Raw genomic sequence first — 17,565 nt, forward strand, 5'->3', positions numbered from 1 at the left:
CCTGAGGAGACACCCATGAGCGACAAGATCCGCGTTGCCGTCGTCGGCGCCACCGGCGCCTTCGGCATGAAGCACCTCGACGGACTGGCGAACATCGACGACGCCGAGGTAACGGTCGTCAGTGGCACCCGGCAGGAGAAGACGCAGGCCGTCGCCGACCAGTACGGCGTACAGACCGCCGTCGTCGGCCTTGATGCTGTGCTCGAGCGCGACGACGTCGATGCGGTCATCCTCGCGACGCCGACCGGCATGCACGCCTCGCAGACACAGGCGGTGCTCGCTGCGGGCAAGCACGTGCAGGTGGAGATTCCTCTCGCCGATTCGCTTGCGGATGCCGAGGCGACACTTGCGGTGGCTGAGGCATCCGATCGGATCGCCATGGTTGGGCACACACGTCGGTTCAACCCCTCGCACCAGCTCGTGCACGACAGGATCATCGCGGGTGAGTTCAACGTGCAGCAGATGGACGTGCAGACGTACTTCTTCCGGCGCACGAACACCAACGCCAAGGGCGAGGCGCGCTCCTGGACCGACCACCTGCTGTGGCATCACGCCGCACACACGGTCGACCTGTTCGCCTACCAGGCGGGCAAGATCGTGCAGGCGAACGCGATTCAGGGGCCGATCAACCCGGAGCTCGGTATCGCGATGGACATGTCGATCCAGCTGAAGAGCGAATCGGGTGCGATCTGCACGCTGTCGCTTTCGTTCAACAACGACGGACCGTTCGGCACGTTCTTCCGCTACATCGGTGACACCGATACGTACATCGCCCGCTATGACGACCTGTTCAACGGTCGCGAGGAGCCGATTGATGTGTCGAAGGTCGCCGTCAGCATGAACGGCATCGAGCTGCAGGACCGCGAGTTCATCAGCGCGATCCGCGAGGGGCGGGAGCCGAACTCCTCGCTTCGCCAGGTCATCGATTGCTACCGCGTGCTCGGTCAGCTGGAGGAGCAACTCGCGTGATGCTTCCCCGCATGGGATTGGGCTGCATGTCGTTGAGCCATGCCTACGGCATCCCACCGTCCGCGGAAGAGGGCCTCGCCGTGCTGCGCACAGCACTCGACAGTGGCGTGACACATCTCGACACCGCAACGCTTTACGGTGGTGGGCGCAATGAGGAGCTCGTCGGTCGCGCTCTGCGTGGGCGGCGGGACGAGGTCGTGCTGGCCAGCAAGGGCGGCATGGCTCTTGTTGACGGAGTGCGGGCCATCGATGGGCGGCCAGAGACGCTGCGCGCGCAGGTGGATGCCTCGCTCGCAAGGCTGGGCGTCGAGCACATCGACCTTTACTACCTGCACCGGTGGGACAAGTCTGTGCCGATAGGTGAGAGTGTTGGTGCGCTCGCTTCGCTCGTCGAGGCGGGGAAGATCGGTGCGATCGGACTGTCCGAGGTGTCGGTCGACCGACTGCGCGAAGCGCAGAAGGTCGCGCCGATTGCGGCCGTGCAGAACGAGTACTCACTGTGGAGCCGCAACCCGGAACTCGAGATGCTTGAGGCGACCCGTTCCTCTGGAGTCGCGCTGGTGGCGTTTTCGCCGGTGGCGCGCGGGTTCCTCAGCGACAGCGTCGGCGATCCCGCCGAGCTCGTCGAGAAGGACATCCGCCGGGCGATGCCGCGCTTTCAGCCGGAGAACTGGCCGGCGAATGCCGCACTGCTGCCTGCCTGGCGTGCGCTCGCCGCAGAGGCTGGATGCACGCCGGCACAGCTGGCGCTTGTGTGGCTGCTCTCTCGCGGCGACCACGTCGTGCCGATTCCTGGGACCACGAGGATCGATCATTTGCGCGAGGACCTCGCGGCTGTTTCGCTCACGGTGGACGCCGCACTGCTGACGCGTGCCGGCGAGCTGATCGACACTGCGACCGTCTCCGGCCCCCGCTACGCTCCGGGGCCGGCCGCCGACGTCGATACCGAGAACTTCGACGAGTCCGCATGAGGGCCATCTCCTCGATGGCGACTCGCCACGTGCTCTCCGAGCTCGCCGCTGCCGCGGTATCGGCCGGGCTACCTGAGGTGGAGATCGAATCGGTCGGCGGAGTAGATGCAGCAAAGCGTGTGGCCGCGGGTGAGTCGTTCGATCTGGTGTTCCTCGCATCCGACGCTCTGGATCGGCTTGCCGCGGACGGGCATGTGGATGCTGCGTCCATCGCGCCTCTCGTGCTGTCGCAGGTGGCTGTGGCTGTGGCATCCGGCACCTCCGAACCTGCGGTGCGCCCCGAGGGTGCAGCTTTCGCGGATGCCTCCGGCGTGCGCGAAGCGCTGCGCGCCGCGAAGCGGATTGGGTATTCGACCGGCCCCAGTGGCACGGCGCTCGTGAAGATGATCGAGGAGTGGGGGCTGGCGGAGGAACTGGGCGAGCGACTCGTTCAGGCTCGTCCGGGCATCCCCGTGGCCAAGTCATTGGCCGACGGCGAGGTGGACCTTGGCTTCCAGCAACTCAGCGAGCTCGTCGGTCAGCCCGGTGTGCGCATCCTTGGCGTGATGCCGGGTGATTGTGCGATCGACACCGTGTTTGCGGGAGCGGTGGCGACTGCGTCGGACGACAAGGCCCGTGCGGCGGCAGTTCTGGCGTTCCTCGCATCCGATGCCGCAGCGCCGATCAAGGCGCAGCATGCCTTCGGGATTCCGGCACTCTGATAGATCCGTTGCACGGTCGCTTCATCTTCTCGTCATCGTCCGTGTGCTGTGGGTTCATCCGCCCTTCGTATTCTGCCGAGCATGCGAGAAACCGGCACCACAACGCTCCGCCGTCTGCTCGTCGCCGTTCTTGTCGCGCTGGCCGTGCTGATTCCGGCGGCGCCGGCCATGGCGCACAACTATGCGGCGACCGTGTTCGTGGAGGTGACCGAACCTGAGCCAGGGCTTGTACGTACGGTGCTTGACTTGGAGTACGTGCTGCTGGCCGTTGATGGCGCCAAAGCCATGGGTGACGCGGCCTTCGAGCGCGATGCGTACGCAGATGTGCAGGCATCCGGTCAGGACCCGAGCAAGCTCACCCCCCGTATCCTCGAGCAGTACACAGACACGGTCAGCGACTACGTGCTTTCGCGGTGGTTCGTTGCACCCGAGGTCGGGCATGGTGAGTCGCCTGCCGATGCATGCACGAACCTCCTCGCTGCGCCGTATGAGATCGTCCTGATCGAGAATGTGCCGCACGCGCGAATCGTGGTGGAATCCGACTGTCGAGCTCTCGTGGGCGCGCAATCACCGGTCTATCGCATCTCTACTGAGCTGTTCCCTGGAACCGAGCCAGGGGGAAAGACCACCACGGTCGTCAATTATGACCTGCGCTCTGGATCGGGCGTCGCAAATCTCGACACCGACACGAACCCGACGATGACGACGAACCAAGACTGGGGTTCTCGCATGTGGGAGTTCTTTGTGCTTGGCGGCGAGCACCTTCTGTTTGGACTCGACCACATCTTGTTCCTGCTGGCGCTCATCGTCGGATCGCGTCGGCTGCGTGACATCCTGCTCGCCGCGACGGCTTTCACGGTCGCTCACTCGGTGACCTTTATCCTCGCCGCTCTCGGCATTGTCAGCGTGCCGGCGTTCATCGTCGAGCCGATCATCGCCCTGTCGATCGCGGTGGTCGCGATCTGGTACCTGTGGGGAGTATGGCGCCGCAGGAGCACGGATGCCGAGACCACAACGCGGGGCGGGTCATCAGTGGCAGGGTCCCGCTCCACCCCGGATGACGGCGGCGGCACGAGCGCTATCGCGGTGCTCGAACGGGCGGCGGTCATCGAGACCGGCGCGCCCGCGCGGAAACGGGCTCTGCAGATGACCCGCGCGGACTGGCTGCGGGTGGGGGTGGTGTTTGCGTTCGGTCTCATCCACGGCGTTGGATTCGCCGGTGCACTCGGGATCGACGAGCCGCTGTCGTGGGGACTGCTGGGTGCACTGCTGGTGTTCAATGTCGGCATCGAGGTCGTGCAGATCGCCATCATCGTCGTTCTTTTCCCGCTGTTGGTGCTGCTGCGCAGGCGAATTCCTTCGGTCGGACTCTGGGTGGGGATCGCAGTGTCCGCCGCGGTGGCGATCGTGGGACTGTACTGGTTCATCGAACGTGTCTTCGCAGTCGGATGACGTGCTCGCGAGGTCGTCGGCGCGTGAGATCGGCGATGACCTCCGGCGGCGCATCCTCGATGGCGAGTTCGTCACCGGTGCACGACTGCCGAGCGAGCATGCGCTCGCCGACGAGTACAAGACATCGCGTGCGATGATCCGCACGGCGCTGGCCGCCGTGGCGCGACGCGGGTTGATCGAATCGCACCGCAACGCCGGTTGGTTCGTGAGCCTGGTCGACCAGGTGCAGGGCTTTGACCGGTTGCGTTCGTTCTCGCAGTGGGCCGAGAGCCGCGGCATTCGCCCCGGTGGCCGGATCATCGATAGGGAACACGTGCATGCCACGGTGCGCGAGGCGCGACTGCTGCGTGTGGCGCTCGGGGAGCAGTTGTTGCGTTTCACGCGGCTGCGGCTGCTCGACGGGCGTGTCGTGATGATCGAGCGCTCGACCTGGGCGCCCTGGGTGATGCCCGTCATCCAGGCGATGCCGAATGACGTTGCCTCAACGACGCTCGCGCTCGAAGCCGCAGGTATCCAGGCCGTGCGCGGGACGCATCGGATCTCGGCAGTGCCCGCGTCGAGTCATGATGCGAAGATGCTCAGTGTGCGGCGGTCGAGTCCGCTGCTCGCCATCGAACGCTCGACGTTCGCCCGAGATGGTCGCGTGGTGGAGTTCGGAGAGGACCGGTATCTGCCGGGCGAGTTCGCATTCGAAATGACAGTCGGCGAACACTAACGCGCCCCTTACGCACGGCGGATGCGCCCATTGTGCACAGTGGGCTGGGCGATACGGGTGAATCCGCGCTCCGGAGGATGAGGCGTCAGCCGATGTTCACGTAATGGCAACTCGGCGGTGGTGGCCTGGGATCGCCCCAATCCACCGACTTTTGGAGACCATCGTGTCACCACACTCCTCTTCCTCCCGGGCGAGCACCTGGGCCGGCCGTGTGCTGGCGGTCACCGCGGCATCCGCGCTGATCGGATCCCTGACCGCGCTGCCCGCGCAGTCCGCTGCGAATCCCCAGGTACCCACCCCGACACCCACCACCGAAGTCAGCGCACCCGCTCAGCCGGCGCCCGACACGACGGCGCCGACGCTGGCAGCCGTTGAGATTCCCGACTCCGTGAAGCTGAACGAAGAACTCGTGCTTCCGGCGGCGGCAGTTACGGACGACTCGGGTGAGGACATCTCGCTCGTCGTGACCACGACAGGTCCCGACAGTGTTGACGTGCGCCTGTACGAGAACACGGACGGCGGGTTTCCGCTGACGCCAGAGGTGGCTGGCACTTATGTCGTGACGTACGCCGCGATGGATTCGGCCGACAACCTGGCGCAGGAGACGTACGAGTTCACGGTCGACTCACCCGCGCCGCTTGCGGCTCAGGCGGCCGACACCACGATCGAACTCCCCAGCGACACCCCGGGCTCGATCTCGTTCGCCTCCATCGGTGACATTCACAACAGCTGGTCAGAGCTCGACATGGCTTTCGATTTCTGGCGTGAACAAGACGTCGATGCATCGCTTTTCGTCGGCGACCTCACCAACAACGCGACCGCGGCGGAATACCAGGGCTTGCGTGACACGCTCGATCGCAGCCAGGGTGACCTGCCCGTCATCGCTTCGCTCGGCAATCACGATGTCGGCTCGAACCTCTCCGGCTACAACCTGTTCCAGTCCACTCTTGGCCAGGCGCCGAACGCCGACTACGTCATGAACGGCTACCACTTCATCACGGTCAGTCCCGGTTCCGGATCGCTGAACGAGGACACGATGTTCCCCTCGAACGGGAGCAGCAATGACTACGCCTACGCGGCGGACTGGTTGGAGACACGTCTGGCCGCTGCTGTCGCTGCCGACCCTGAACTGCCGGTATTCGTGCTCGTGCACGCGCCACTGCGATGCACGCACTATGTCTCGAATGAATGGTACGGATCAGGGCTGGCGACCGGATGCGGGGATGACTTCGACTCGCTGTTCGAGTCCTATCCGCAGGCTGTGGTGTGGGGCGGTCACATCCACACGCCAAACCACATCTCGACATCCATCTGGCAGGGTGCCGAGGGTGCTGGCGGATTCACGACTGTGAACGCACCGCCGCTCGCGTATTACGAGTTCGAGCGCGGCGTCGCCAACACCGACCCGTACAGCAAGGTCACCAACGACAGCACACCCGATAACGGTGGAGACAACCGCGAGACCGCGATCGTCGAGGTTGAAGGCTCGGTGGTCACGATCAAGACCTACGACCTGCGCGCGAATGCGTGGGAGGACCAGGTCTGGACGTGGGACGTCGCAGAAAGCATCGATGATGCCCTGCCGTTTGAGGAGCGCTTCCCGCTCGGGGATGCTCGCGCTGACAAGACCGAGGCGCCGACGTGGCCCGAGGGCTCGGCGGTCGAGGTCTCCGAGATCGAGCCGACCGAGGCGATGGTGACGTTCAACCAGGCGGCCGTCGCGCCGAACGAGGTGGGCGACATCGTCCACAAGTACCGCTACCAGCTGATCGACACGGCGACCAAGCAGGTCGTGAACACGTTCACCCAGTGGTCGGGCTTCTACTTCATGCCGATGCCGGAGACGCTCAACCACATCGTGTGGAATATGGTGCCGGGGCACGAGTACGAGGTGCGCATCTCGCCGATCAATACCTGGGGCAAGGAGGGCGACTACATCTCGACGACGTTCAGTACGAAGGGTTACGACGTCGGGATCAATGTGGCGGGTGCGGGCACCGCGTCCGCGGATCTCGCAGACGCGATGCCGGGCGAAAAAGTGACGCTCACGGCAACGCCCGCAGGAGGCGAGATGTTCCTGGGCTGGGATGTCGTCGAGGGAGACGTCGAGATCATCGAAGGCGCCTTCACGATGCCGAGCGGCCACGTCTCGATCGAGGCGGTCTTCACAGGCTCCTCGGGTTCCGTCGACGCCCACGCCGTCACAACGATGGTGCGCGGCAGCGGGGTCGTCTCCGCTGACCCGGCTGCCGCCATCGGCGGTACGACGGTGACGCTCAGTGGCGAGCCGGCCGAGGGCAACGAACTCTGGGCCTGGGAGCTCGGAGTCGATGGTCTGGATGTGCCCGTCGGGTCGATCCAGGTGGATGCCGGCAGCACGTTTGTGATGCCGGAGCGCGACGTCACGGTGACCGGCGTGTTCGGTCTGCCTGACCACTACGGGATCGTCTACGACGGCAACGGTGCGACCGGCGGTGAGACGGCGCCAAGCCAGCTGCCGGTAGAAGGCCTGGGGACGCTGGCTTCGAACGGCTTCGAGTGGGCACACCACCGTTTCATCGGCTGGGGTACTGAGCCCGATGGCACAGGCGAGCGCTTCGGCGCCGATTTCGACGTGCGCGCGCTTGCGGAGGCGCGTTCGACAGTGACGCTGTACGCGCAGTGGCAGAACCTCGCCAGCGGGCTGGTTGCCGAGTCATTCGACTCGCTTACCAGCACGTTGAAGCCGGGTGTCCAGCACAACCCGGATGTCGTGGGGTGGACCCACGAGGGGCCGGACGGCTGGTCGGTGACCAACGCGGACGCCATGGGCGCAGGCGGCATGCAGGATCTGCGCGGTTGGACGTTCGCGACTCCGGACTTCTGGCTGGGTGAGCTTCAGGAACGCGACAGCTTCACCAAGGGAACCGGCGTGATCGCGGTCGCGGACGGTGACGAGTGGAACGATGCGGCAGGCGCGGGAGTGATGGACACCACGCTGAACGCGCCGGTGTTGACGCTTACCGAGGGTGCCACCGAGGTGCGTATCCAGTGGGACAACAGCTACCGGCACGAGGCCGGTCAGTCAGCTGAAGCCTTCCTCGAATTCGACAACGGCGATCGCGTCACTCTCGCGGCCTGGGGTGACGGTTCACCCGAGAAGGTTGACATCAACAGCCACCGCGATGAGGTTGTGGCGGTGCCTGCAGGCGCGACGTCGGCCACAGTGAAGTTCCACTACACCGCCGGGAACAATTGGTGGTGGGCGATCGACAACGTGCAGATCGACGCCATTCTCGGCAATGCGCCAGCGGAGTTCGCTTCGACCGGCGTCGCAATCACCGGATCAGTGAAGGTTGGCAAGACCCTCATTGCAGATCTCAGCGCCTGGGCTCCCCAGCCCGAGCAGGTGTCGTACCAGTGGCTGCGTGAAGGAAAGGCGATCCGTGGCGCCGACGAGGCGACGTACGAGCTCACCAATCGCGACCAGAACAAGCGGATTCAGGTCGTGGTCACCGGTGCGTCGGATGGCTTCGCGCCAGTGACCGTCACCTCGGAGAAGACCGACAAAGTGAAGAAGAAGAAGAAGGATCACCACCGCTGATCCAGGGCCGGTAGGGGCCAGAGGTCAACAGGACCGCTGGCCCCTCGACCTCGGCGGGCCGAAACAACAAAACCACGCCGAGACGACGCGCATAGGCCGTTGTCTCGGCGTGGTTTTGTCGTCTCGCTAGGTGCCGTTCATCTCGGCACGCGCTACGATTGGCGCACAACGAACGGCAGTTCGCATAGCGAACACCGACCTGGAGCTTCATGACTGCCACCTACATCTACGATGCCGTGCGCACCCCGTTCGGGCGCGCGGGCGGTGCGCTCGCCAGCATCCGTCCCGATGATCTTGCCGCCGTCGTGATGCGTGCCGCTGTTGAGCGCACTGGGGTGGATCCGGCGCGAATCGCGGACGTCATCTTTGGCGATGCGAATCAGGCGGGCGAGGACAACCGCAACCTCGCGCGGATGGGTGCACTACTCGCGGGGCTTCCCACCTCGGTGACCGGCGTGACGGTGAACCGCCTGTGTGCATCCAGCGTCGAGGCCGTCATCCAGGGTGCGCGGGCCATCGAATCGGGGGATGCCGAGATCATCCTCGCCGGCGGGGTCGAGTCGATGAGCCGGGCGCCGTACGTCGTGGAGAAGTCCGCAAAGCCGTTCCCCACGACCGGAAACCAGACCATGTGGAACACCGCGATCGGCTGGCGGATGACGAACAGAGCGCTGCCGACGCACTGGACCATCTCCAACGGAGAGGCCGCGGAGAAGGCCGCCCGCGTCGCCGGTGTCAGCCGTGAGGAGCAGGACGAGTTCGCGGTGCGATCGCACGAACTCGCCGCGAAAGCATGGGCCGACGGCCTCTATGACGGCGAGATCGTGCAGGTGCCTGGGGCCGAACTCGCGCGTGACGAGGGCATCCGCGACGGTTCAACGATCGAGAAGCTGGCCGGATTGCGTCCGCTTTTCGCGGCAGACGGCACGGTGACTGCGGGGAACTCCTCGTCGATCAATGACGGCGCGTCCGCGGTGCTGCTTGGTGCTGAGGGAGTCCTGCCGGGGGAGCCGCTGGCGCGCATTACCGGTCGCGCCGCGCACGGCGTCGACCCGGATGACTTCCCGATCGCGCCGATCGAGGCCGCGAACAAGGCGCTCGCCCGCGCCGGACGCAGCTGGGCTGACGTCGACTTCGTGGAGTTGAACGAGGCATTCGCATCGCAGTCGATCGCGTGCCTGCGCGGGTGGCCTGACCTGGATCCCGCTCGATTGAATGTGCATGGTGGTGCTCTCGCGATCGGCCATCCGCTCGGTGCATCAGGCGGGCGCATCATCGGCCACGCTGCACACGAGCTGCGCCGTCGTGGTGGCGGGGTTGCCGTCGTCGCGATCTGCATCGGAGTCGGGCAGGGGCTCGCCGTCGTGCTGGAACGCTAGGGTTTCGATGTGACTGAATCGGATGCTGCACCTGCCGAAGCGCCGTCCGGCACCGACTCCGCGTCTTCGACTGACTTCGTGCAGTCGCTCGCGCGTGGGCTGGCGGTCATTCGCACGTTCGACGGCGAACCGGCCGGATTGTCGCTAGCGGAGGTTGCCCGCCGCGCGGATATTCCGCGGGCCGCTGCCCGACGATTCCTGCGCACGCTAGAGCAGCTCGGCTATGTGCGAGCGACAACGGATGCCCGATTCCTTTTGACGCCGCGGGTGCTCGAACTCGGCTACGGCTACCTCTCGTCGCTGTCGCTGCCTGAGATCGTCCAGCCGCACCTTGATGCTCTCTCGCACGAGATTGGCGAATCGGTCTCGATGGCAGTGCTGGATGGAGCAGACATCGTTTATGTCGCGCGCGCTGCGGCGCGCCGCATCATGAGCGTTCGAATCACGATCGGCACGCGCCTGCCGGCCTTCGCGACGAGCATGGGGCGGGTGCTGCTGGCGGCGCTTCCGGCATCCGATGTCGACGCCGTGCTGAGCCAGGACGAGCTCGTCGCGTACACGGCACTCACGCGCGTTGATCCGGCAGAACTCACCGAGGTGCTCGATGGTGTGCGCGGTCAGGGTTGGGCCATGGTCGACGGCGAGCTGGAAGTGGGACTGCGCTCGATCGCCGTGCCGCTGCGTGGACGCTCGGGGGTGACAGCAGCGTTGAACGTCTCAACAAGCACCGCGCGCGGGCGCGCAGACGACGTGCGGGCCGAGTTGCTGCCGGAACTGCAGCGCGCCGCCGGGCGTATCGAGGAAGAGCTTCGCGCAGCGCGGGCCTGAATTTGAACTCAGCCCGGCATCCTCGTCGATGGGGGAAGCTTTTCCTGGCTTCCACCGGCGGCGGTGAAGCCGGGAATTCCTTCCCGCAACGAGCAGGACGAGCGTCAAGGAGGAGGTAACTCGCCGTCGCGGCGGCTCAGCGGCCCAGCACGAACCGGTCCCGCGCCGCGAATACCCCGATCACGCCCTGCGCCACCATCGTCACCAGGAGAATGGTCAGCGGCACGATCCAGCTGCCGGTTGCAGCGTGCACGGCGCCGAAGAGAACTGGGCCGATCGCGGCGATGGCGTAGCCGACTGACTGCGACATGCCTGACAGCGCGGATGAGGTGCTGTGGTCGCGTGCGCGCTGCGCCATCAGCGTCAGTGAGACCCCGAGCGATGCGCCGGAGAACAAGCCGAGCGGGACGACCCAGATTCCGATCGCTCCTGGCCAGATCATGAGACCCGCAATCCCGGCGATGCCCAGAAGCGGGAGCAGAGCCGGTGCGATCCGCGCGCCGCGTCCGCGCATGACGAGCGCCACTGTGAGCGCGCCCACCAGCGAGAACACCTGATAGAACATGACGTCGATGCCCGCGATTGCGGCGCTGCGGCCGGTAGAGATCGACACCGAAGCAAGCCAGGTGACCAGCACGTAGAAGCTTGTCGACTGCACACCCATGTAGCCGGCGACTTGCCACGCAACCGGATCGCGCCAGATTCCGATGCGCGGTGCGCGCCCGAGCGAGGGCGTACGCACCTCCCGTCGGCTCACCAGCCACCAGGCGATCAGAGCGAAGGGCAGCACCGCGCCGCCGGTGATGAGCAGCGCCATCCGCCATCCGGCCCCGATATCGTTGCCGCTGAGCTCCGCCAGCGGAACGGCCAGACCGGATGCCACGGCGCCCGCTCCGCCCAGGAGAGCCGAGTACACGCCCATCATCAGTGGCACGCGTAGCGGGAAGTCCCGCTTGATCACCGCCGGCATCAGCACGTTTGCGATCGCCAGCGCGACGCCGATCAAGCCAGTGCCCACCCACAGCCAGACCGTCGATCCTGGGATCGAGCGGACGATCGTACCCACTGCGAGCAGCCCGAGGGCGGCGAGCACTGCGCGACCCAACCCCAGACGCCGGCCGAAGCCATGCGCAAACGGCGATACCACTGCCCACGTGATCAGCACGATCGTCGACAGCGCGCCCAGAAGTGCGAGCGGGATGCCGGTGTCCGCAGACATCCGGTCGATCAACGGACCAACAGCCGAGATCGCCGGCCGCATCATCACGGCGACAAGGCACAGTGCGACGATCGCGGCAGCGATCGACCTGCGCGCGGACTTATTCATCTCAGGGCCTTTCACGCACGGTTCCCGTCGCAATTCGTGTGGTTAAAAAGCCCGGATGGGCGCACGAACTGCGACGGGAACGGTAGGGGTGGGGCGGAGCTCAGGCGGACTTGGGCTGCTCGGTGCCGCCGGAGTTCGTTTTGGCCCGCTGGATCTCACCGTAGATGTGGCGGCGTAGTTCGACGAATCGTGGATCGGAGCGTGTCGTCAGCTGATCGCGCTCGTCGGGCAGATCGATCGTCACGTCGTCCTGCACGACGGTCGGACGGTTCGACAGCACGATCACGCGCTGGCCGAGGTAGACCGACTCGTCGATGTCGTGCGTGACGAACAGCACGGTGACGCCGAGCTCCTTCCAGATCTTGCGGACAAGATCCTCAAGATCGGCGCGGGTCTGCGCGTCGACAGCCGCGAATGGTTCGTCCATCAGCAGGATCTGCGGGCGGTATGCCACAGCGCGCGCGATCGCGACGCGTTGCTGCATGCCGCCGGACAGCTGCCACGGGTACTTGTCCGCGGCATCTGAAAGACCGACCGCATCGAGTGCCTCGCTCGTGCGCTGCTGACGCTCGGCCTTCGCGATACCGGCGCTCTTCAGCGGCAGTTCGACGTTGGCCTGCACGCTCATCCACGGGTACAGGCTGCGCCCGTACTCCTGGAACACAACCGCCATGGTCTTCGGCGGGCCGGTGATGGTCTTGCCCTCGATCTCGAGTCGACCCGCAGTCGGAGGCAGAAGACCGGCGATGCATTTCAGCAGCGTCGTCTTTCCCGCGCCGGACGGGCCGACAATGCAGACCAGCTGCCCCTGAGGGATGCTGAACGTCAGATCGCGGATCGCTTCGACGCTCTCGCCGCCCGGCGTCGGTGCCGGGTAGACCTTGCGCAGGCCCTCGACGAGCAGGACGGGTGTGGTGGTGTTTTCAGGACTCACGTTGGACTTCTCTCAATCCGTGGTACCAGCGGAGGATGTAGCGCTCGGTGTAACGGAACAGCACCGCAAGACCGAGACCGATCAGGCCCAGCAGCAGGATGCCGCTCCACATCTCCGGAATGGCGAAGTTGCGCTGGAACTGGACGATGGTGAAACCGAGACCGGCAGCGGTGTACCAGAGCTCGGAGATCACCATCAGGATGAGGGCGATCGACAGGCACTGGCGCACTCCCGCCAAGATCTGCGGCGCCGCTGCGGGAAGGATCAGATATCGCAGGCGCGCCATGCGACCCAGTCCGTAGCTGTGAGCCGTGTCGCGCTGCACCTCATCGGTGGCGCGGACGCCTTCGACGGTGTTCAGCAGCACGGGCCAGAGCGATCCGAAGATGATCACGAACACCTGCATCCGCCAGTTGACGCCGATGATGATCATCAGCAATGGCAGCAGCACAGGCGGCGGGATCGCACGGAAGAACTCCAATAGCGGCTCAAGCAGCTGCCGCAGCGGCTTGAACGATCCGATCAGCAGGCCGAGACCGACACCGATGATGATCGAGCCGGCGATGCCAATGAACAGGCGACCGATGCTCGGCAGCACGTCCTTGGTGAAGCGGTCGCCGAACCAGGTCTCGAAGAACGTCGTGATCAGTTCGCCCGGCGTCGGCACGAAGAAGCTGGGGTTGATGATCGTGGAGATCCACCACAGCAGCACCAAGACGATCGGTAGCGCGAGCAGGAAGAAGACAGACTTGAAGAACTTCATCCGAGTGCCTCCGTCCGCACTGAGGTGTGCCACGCGAGCACGCGTCGTTCGACGAAGCGAACGACGAGGTTGATCGCGACACCGATGAGACCCGTCGCGAGGATCAGGGCGTACATGCCAGTGATGTCTCCGCCTTCGCGAGTCTCTGCGATCTGCTTACCCAGCCCCGGCGTTCCGATGATGAGCTCGGCGGTGATCGCGAGGATCAGGGCGACCGCGGCGGCCAGGCGGATGCCGGTCATGAGGTACGGCAGTGCCGTGGGCCACGTGACATGGCGGATGCGCTGGAATCGGCTGAGGCCGTAGCTTCGCGCGGTGGCATCCGCAACCGGGTCAACATCCTTCGCGCCGTAGATGACCTGCAGCAGGACCTGCCAGAACGCCGCGTAGACGATGAGCAGCAGGCCGGCTTGGATCTTCGTGCCAAACAGCAGCACCGCGAGCGGGATCAACGCCACCGACGGAACGGGGCGGAGGAACTCGATCGTCGAGTGCGTCAGCCGCTCGAGGAACCGGCTTGATCCGATGAGGAATCCGATGACGGTCGCAGCGACTACGGAGATGAGCAGGCCCAGCGACCAGCTGAGCATGGTGGAGCCGACGTCGCGCCAGAAGGCCATGTCGACGACGTACTCGCCGAAGCGGATGAGCACCTCGCTGGCCGGTGGCACGAATCGGGAGTCGACCAGGCCCAGCCGAGAGACCGCTTCCCAGAGGCCCAAGAAGCCGACCACTCCGACGATGCCCAGCAGCGCGCCACTCCCGGAGGAGGTGCGGCGACGCAGCCGCCGCACCTCACTCAGGGTGTTGATGACTGCTGTCACGGCAGCAGGTTGTCGAAGTCCGGCTCAGCCGACAGAACGCCGTATTCCTGAGCTGCCGCAGCGAGCTTCTCGATCGACGCGCGATCCATCTCGGTGGGGAACTTCGGCAAGGTGATCTCAGCGAGGACGGCCGGGTCGGTCTTCGTGTACGTGGCCATGATCTCGCGCACGGCGTCCGGGTTGGCATCAGCGAATTCCAGCGACTTCGTCATCGCGGTCTGGAACTTCTCCAGCAAGTCGGGGTCGACGTCGTTGAGCGCGAAGTACGCGGCGATGTCGAGCTTCGGGTCGAAGTCGGCGTAGGCGTAGGTGACCACGTTCAGACCCGCATTGATGGCGCTGGTCACGAAGGGCTCGACGACGAACGCGGCGTCAACCTGGTCGTTTTCGACTGCGGCGATCGCGTCGGGGAAAGGCACCTCGACAAAGCTGATCGTCGATGAATCTGCGCCGGCCTCGTCAACCACAGAGCGAACCGCGGTGTCATTGATGTTGCCGACGCTGTTGCTCGAGACGGTCTTGCCAGCGAGGTCGGCGGGCGAGGAGATGCCCGAGTCGGCCTTGGTGATCACCGCGCCCATGTCCTTCGTGGTGTCGCCGGTGGTGGCGACCGCGGAACTGACCATCTTGAGGTCCAGGCCCTGGTCTGCGGCGACCATGAGCGACAGTGTGTTGCTGAAGCCGAACTGGTAATCGCCAGAGACAACGGCTGGCACGATGGCGGCGCCGCCGGTTGCGGTCTCGATCGTGAGGTCGAGGCCTTCCTCTTCGAAGAAGCCCTGATCGTCTCCGAGGTAGATCGCAGCGGTGTCGGCGATCGGGATGACGCCGACCTTGACTGGGATCAGATCAGCGGAGCCGCCGTCGCCTGAATCGCCGGAGCCGCCGCTTGCGGGGGCATCCGAGTCGGTGCATCCGGTCAAAACCAGAGCGGTGATCGCCGCAAGGGCGAAAAAGCCTGCCTTTTTCATGTCACTCCGTCGTGTCAAAGGTGTTGTATTCGAGTGGATGCTGTTCCACTCGATGTCCTGAACGTACGCAGATCCAATGGCGTTGTCAATATTGTCGACGAGATTGATAACAATCTGATGGAGGGACGTCAGCGAGTGGCAGCAGCTGCCTCTGCGAACTCGCTCAGCGTGGCGATGACGCTCCCGACATGGATCCCCATCGCGGCTCTTGCTGCCTCGGCATTTCGCGTGCACACGCCGTCGATGATCGCGAGGTGCTCTGGCAACGATTTGCTCGGGCGTCCCGGAACCAGGAAGAGCTGGAACTGGTGCCGCACCATTTGCCCGTTCAGCTGCTCGAGTATGCGGCTGGCGGTCTCGTGCTGCGCGATATCGCGCAGGGTCGCGTGCAACGTCGAGTTGAGTTCGGAATAGCGGACGAGCTCGTTCTGATCGACTGCCGCCTGCATGTCGACGCCGACCTGCCGGAGGAATGCGATCTGCTCGTCGGTGACATTCTCGGCCGCGCGGGCGGCGACCAGACTCTCAACGGCCTGGCGGATCTCAGTGATCTCGACGGCCTCTTCGACGGTGATCTCGCGCACGCGCGCCCCGCGGTTCGGCTGCAGCTCAACCAGCCCCTCGGCGGCAAGCTGGATCAGCGCGTTGCGCAGAGTGAAGCGACTGGCCTCATATTCCTGGGCCAAGTCGGCCTCGATCAGGCGCTGGCGCGGCGCGTATGATCCGCGCAGAATGGCATCGCGAAGTTGGGTGCGTACGTCGGAGTTATCGACCACCGGGTGCGTTCCTCTCGAGTGACGGGACTCCTCGATTGTGCACTACGGATGCCGTAGCGCGCTCTTCGCGCTTCTCACAGCGACCCCGTCGTCGTCAGCAAGATTGTTGACAATAATCGGGAGCATACAGGAGCCGCGTCAGCCAGGACAACACTGCGCGGCTCCCGAGATTCTCGGCATCCAGACACCAGACACGGATTCCGCTGACACTGTCCTAGTTCAACAGTTTCGTGACGACCGTCACAAAGTTCTTGACAATGGATGCGGTCGGGGTCACGATTATCGAACCCGCACGATGAAGTGGCCGGTACGGTGCCCTAACGGGCCTTGCCGCAGTCGTCGTGATACCCGCGCACCATCACGAAAGGCCATTCGATGAAGAAGAGTCTTGCTGCCCTGGCGATTGCCGCAGCCACCGCATTGCTGCTGAGCGGATGCACGGATTCCGCTGCCCCTCCCTCCTCATCCACGGAGCCCTCGCCTGGCGGAGATGACGGCGCCGGCGAGGTGCGCGAGATCCGCGTCGCCGCACTGCCGATCGCGGAAACCGGCGCGCTCTGGGGTGCCATCGACGCCGGGATCTTTGAGGAGCACGGTCTCGACGTCGAGGTCGTACCCGCACAGGGCGGCGCGCAGGCGATTCCTGCGCTGCTCAGCGGAGACATCCAATTCGCGATCGGCCAGCCTTTCGGTCCGTTCCGTGCCGACCTGGGAGATCTGGGTGTCACGGTGTTCAGCAACTACGCATCGAGTCTCGCAACTGGTGATGACGTGAACGCGGTGGTCGCTTCTGCAGACTCCGGGATCACGCGACCGGCCGATCTCGCCGGCAAACGCGTGTCGGTGAACAGCGTGGGTGCTGCCGGCGACGTGACGATCATGCAGGCCGTCGCCGATGACGGCGGTGACCCTTCCACGATTGAGTTCGTCGAAGTCGCCTTCCCGGATGCCGCGGCGCAGCTCGAGTCGGGCACAATCGACGCGGCCTGGGTGCCGGACCCGTTCATGTCACAGGTCATCGATGGCGGCGGGTCACTCGTGGTGTACCCCTACCAGGCGACGATCCCTGGGCTCTCGGTTCTCGTCAACTTCACGACGCAGGATCTGATCGACTCCGACCCGGAGTTGGTGGCCGACTACGCGGCGGCGATGGCCGAGGCGCTGGACTGGGCGGCAGGCAACGAGGACGCTGTTCGCGCAGCGATCGTGACGCACATGGAGATTCCAGAGGCCGCCGCCGCTGGCATTGCCCTGCCGACGTTCACCGCTGAGCTGAACATCGCTGACTTGGAGTCGCTCGCATCGATCGCGGTCGACTTCGGCGTTTTGGATGCCGCACCGGATCTGGACCGACTGATCCAGCAGCAGTAGG

15 protein-coding genes are annotated in these 17,565 nt (G+C 65.1%); 9 read left to right on the top strand and 6 right to left on the bottom strand.

Translation table 11 applies throughout. The features are described from left to right. The first annotated feature begins 15 nt into the window (after positions 1 to 15). The 8 genes from AC1C2Q_RS10470 (at position 16) to AC1C2Q_RS10505 (ending at position 10,598) form a co-directional block, all read left to right on the top strand. On the top strand, positions 16 to 969 hold the full coding sequence (locus tag AC1C2Q_RS10470) for a Gfo/Idh/MocA family oxidoreductase (protein WP_495431033.1): 954 nt from the start codon (positions 16 to 18) through the stop codon (positions 967 to 969). Further along, positions 969 to 1,940 carry an aldo/keto reductase gene (locus AC1C2Q_RS10475; protein ID WP_495450570.1) on the top strand — a complete coding sequence of 324 codons (972 nt, stop codon included), beginning with the start codon at positions 969 to 971 and terminating at the stop codon, positions 1,938 to 1,940. The genes AC1C2Q_RS10470 and AC1C2Q_RS10475 overlap by 1 nt, the downstream gene beginning before the upstream one ends. Beyond that, on the top strand, positions 1,937 to 2,641 hold the full coding sequence (locus tag AC1C2Q_RS10480; protein WP_495450035.1) for a substrate-binding domain-containing protein: 705 nt from the start codon (positions 1,937 to 1,939) through the stop codon (positions 2,639 to 2,641). Before AC1C2Q_RS10475 ends, AC1C2Q_RS10480 begins: the two co-directional genes overlap by 4 nt. Positions 2,642 to 2,722: 81 nt before the next feature. Continuing rightward, positions 2,723 to 4,093 carry a HupE/UreJ family protein gene (locus AC1C2Q_RS10485; protein WP_495450036.1) on the top strand — a complete coding sequence of 457 codons (1,371 nt, stop codon included), beginning with the start codon at positions 2,723 to 2,725 and terminating at the stop codon, positions 4,091 to 4,093. Beyond that, complete coding sequence (locus tag AC1C2Q_RS10490; protein WP_495450037.1) at positions 4,074 to 4,808, top strand: GntR family transcriptional regulator; 735 nt, start codon at positions 4,074 to 4,076, stop codon at positions 4,806 to 4,808. Before AC1C2Q_RS10485 ends, AC1C2Q_RS10490 begins: the two co-directional genes overlap by 20 nt. A gap of 163 nt (positions 4,809 to 4,971) precedes the next feature. After that, positions 4,972 to 8,391 carry an InlB B-repeat-containing protein gene (locus tag AC1C2Q_RS10495; protein WP_495450038.1) on the top strand — a complete coding sequence of 1,140 codons (3,420 nt, stop codon included), beginning with the start codon at positions 4,972 to 4,974 and terminating at the stop codon, positions 8,389 to 8,391. A gap of 209 nt (positions 8,392 to 8,600) precedes the next feature. Further along, positions 8,601 to 9,770, top strand: a complete 1,170-nt coding sequence (locus tag AC1C2Q_RS10500; RefSeq protein WP_495450039.1) for a thiolase family protein — start codon at positions 8,601 to 8,603, stop codon at positions 9,768 to 9,770. Between the two features lie 9 nt (positions 9,771 to 9,779). Then, positions 9,780 to 10,598, top strand: coding sequence for an IclR family transcriptional regulator domain-containing protein (locus AC1C2Q_RS10505; RefSeq protein ID WP_495450040.1), 819 nt, complete (start codon positions 9,780 to 9,782; stop codon positions 10,596 to 10,598). A 136-nt stretch (positions 10,599 to 10,734) separates the two neighbouring features. Here AC1C2Q_RS10505 and AC1C2Q_RS10510 read toward each other — a convergent pair whose 3' ends face one another. From AC1C2Q_RS10510 to AC1C2Q_RS10535, 6 genes are all read right to left on the bottom strand, one after another. Beyond that, the gene (locus tag AC1C2Q_RS10510; protein ID WP_495450041.1) at positions 10,735 to 11,925 is read right to left on the bottom strand and encodes an MFS transporter; all 1,191 of its coding nucleotides are present in this window, start codon (positions 11,923 to 11,925) and stop codon (positions 10,735 to 10,737) included. Positions 11,926 to 12,025: 100 nt separating this feature from the next. Further along, positions 12,026 to 12,859: an ABC transporter ATP-binding protein gene (locus AC1C2Q_RS10515; RefSeq protein ID WP_495431038.1), complete on the bottom strand. Its 834-nt coding sequence runs from the start codon at positions 12,857 to 12,859 to the stop codon at positions 12,026 to 12,028. Next, complete coding sequence (locus AC1C2Q_RS10520) at positions 12,849 to 13,622, bottom strand: ABC transporter permease (protein WP_495431039.1); 774 nt, start codon at positions 13,620 to 13,622, stop codon at positions 12,849 to 12,851. Before AC1C2Q_RS10520 ends, AC1C2Q_RS10515 begins: the two co-directional genes overlap by 11 nt. After that, positions 13,619 to 14,446, bottom strand: a complete 828-nt coding sequence (locus AC1C2Q_RS10525) for an ABC transporter permease (RefSeq protein WP_495431040.1) — start codon at positions 14,444 to 14,446, stop codon at positions 13,619 to 13,621. Before AC1C2Q_RS10525 ends, AC1C2Q_RS10520 begins: the two co-directional genes overlap by 4 nt. Further along, positions 14,443 to 15,417: an ABC transporter substrate-binding protein gene (locus tag AC1C2Q_RS10530; protein ID WP_495450042.1), complete on the bottom strand. Its 975-nt coding sequence runs from the start codon at positions 15,415 to 15,417 to the stop codon at positions 14,443 to 14,445. The genes AC1C2Q_RS10525 and AC1C2Q_RS10530 overlap by 4 nt, the downstream gene beginning before the upstream one ends. Positions 15,418 to 15,545: 128 nt before the next feature. After that, on the bottom strand, positions 15,546 to 16,193 hold the full coding sequence (locus AC1C2Q_RS10535) for a GntR family transcriptional regulator (protein ID WP_495431042.1): 648 nt from the start codon (positions 16,191 to 16,193) through the stop codon (positions 15,546 to 15,548). A 375-nt stretch (positions 16,194 to 16,568) separates the two neighbouring features. Here AC1C2Q_RS10535 and AC1C2Q_RS10540 point away from each other — a divergent pair, with 375 nt between their 5' ends. Next, complete coding sequence (locus AC1C2Q_RS10540; protein ID WP_495450043.1) at positions 16,569 to 17,564, top strand: ABC transporter substrate-binding protein; 996 nt, start codon at positions 16,569 to 16,571, stop codon at positions 17,562 to 17,564. Position 17,565 lies beyond the last annotated feature (1 nt).

The organism is Microbacterium sp. Y356 (genome assembly GCF_059445355.1).

Excerpts from the sequence above, each read along its gene's own strand:
- AC1C2Q_RS10500 (WP_495450039.1), top strand. The coding sequence starts at position 8,601 with ATGACTGCCACCTACATCTACGATGCCGTGCGCACCCCGTTCGGGCGC.
- AC1C2Q_RS10540 (WP_495450043.1), top strand. The coding sequence starts at position 16,569 with ATGAAGAAGAGTCTTGCTGCCCTGGCGATTGCCGCAGCCACCGCATTG.
- AC1C2Q_RS10510 (WP_495450041.1), bottom strand. The coding sequence starts at position 11,925 with ATGAATAAGTCCGCGCGCAGGTCGATCGCTGCCGCGATCGTCGCACTG.
- AC1C2Q_RS10485 (WP_495450036.1), top strand. The coding sequence starts at position 2,723 with ATGCGAGAAACCGGCACCACAACGCTCCGCCGTCTGCTCGTCGCCGTT.
- AC1C2Q_RS10470 (WP_495431033.1), top strand. The coding sequence starts at position 16 with ATGAGCGACAAGATCCGCGTTGCCGTCGTCGGCGCCACCGGCGCCTTC.
- AC1C2Q_RS10530 (WP_495450042.1), bottom strand. The coding sequence starts at position 15,417 with ATGAAAAAGGCAGGCTTTTTCGCCCTTGCGGCGATCACCGCTCTGGTT.
- AC1C2Q_RS10480 (WP_495450035.1), top strand. The coding sequence starts at position 1,937 with ATGAGGGCCATCTCCTCGATGGCGACTCGCCACGTGCTCTCCGAGCTC.
- AC1C2Q_RS10475 (WP_495450570.1), top strand. The coding sequence starts at position 969 with ATGCTTCCCCGCATGGGATTGGGCTGCATGTCGTTGAGCCATGCCTAC.
- AC1C2Q_RS10520 (WP_495431039.1), bottom strand. The coding sequence starts at position 13,622 with ATGAAGTTCTTCAAGTCTGTCTTCTTCCTGCTCGCGCTACCGATCGTC.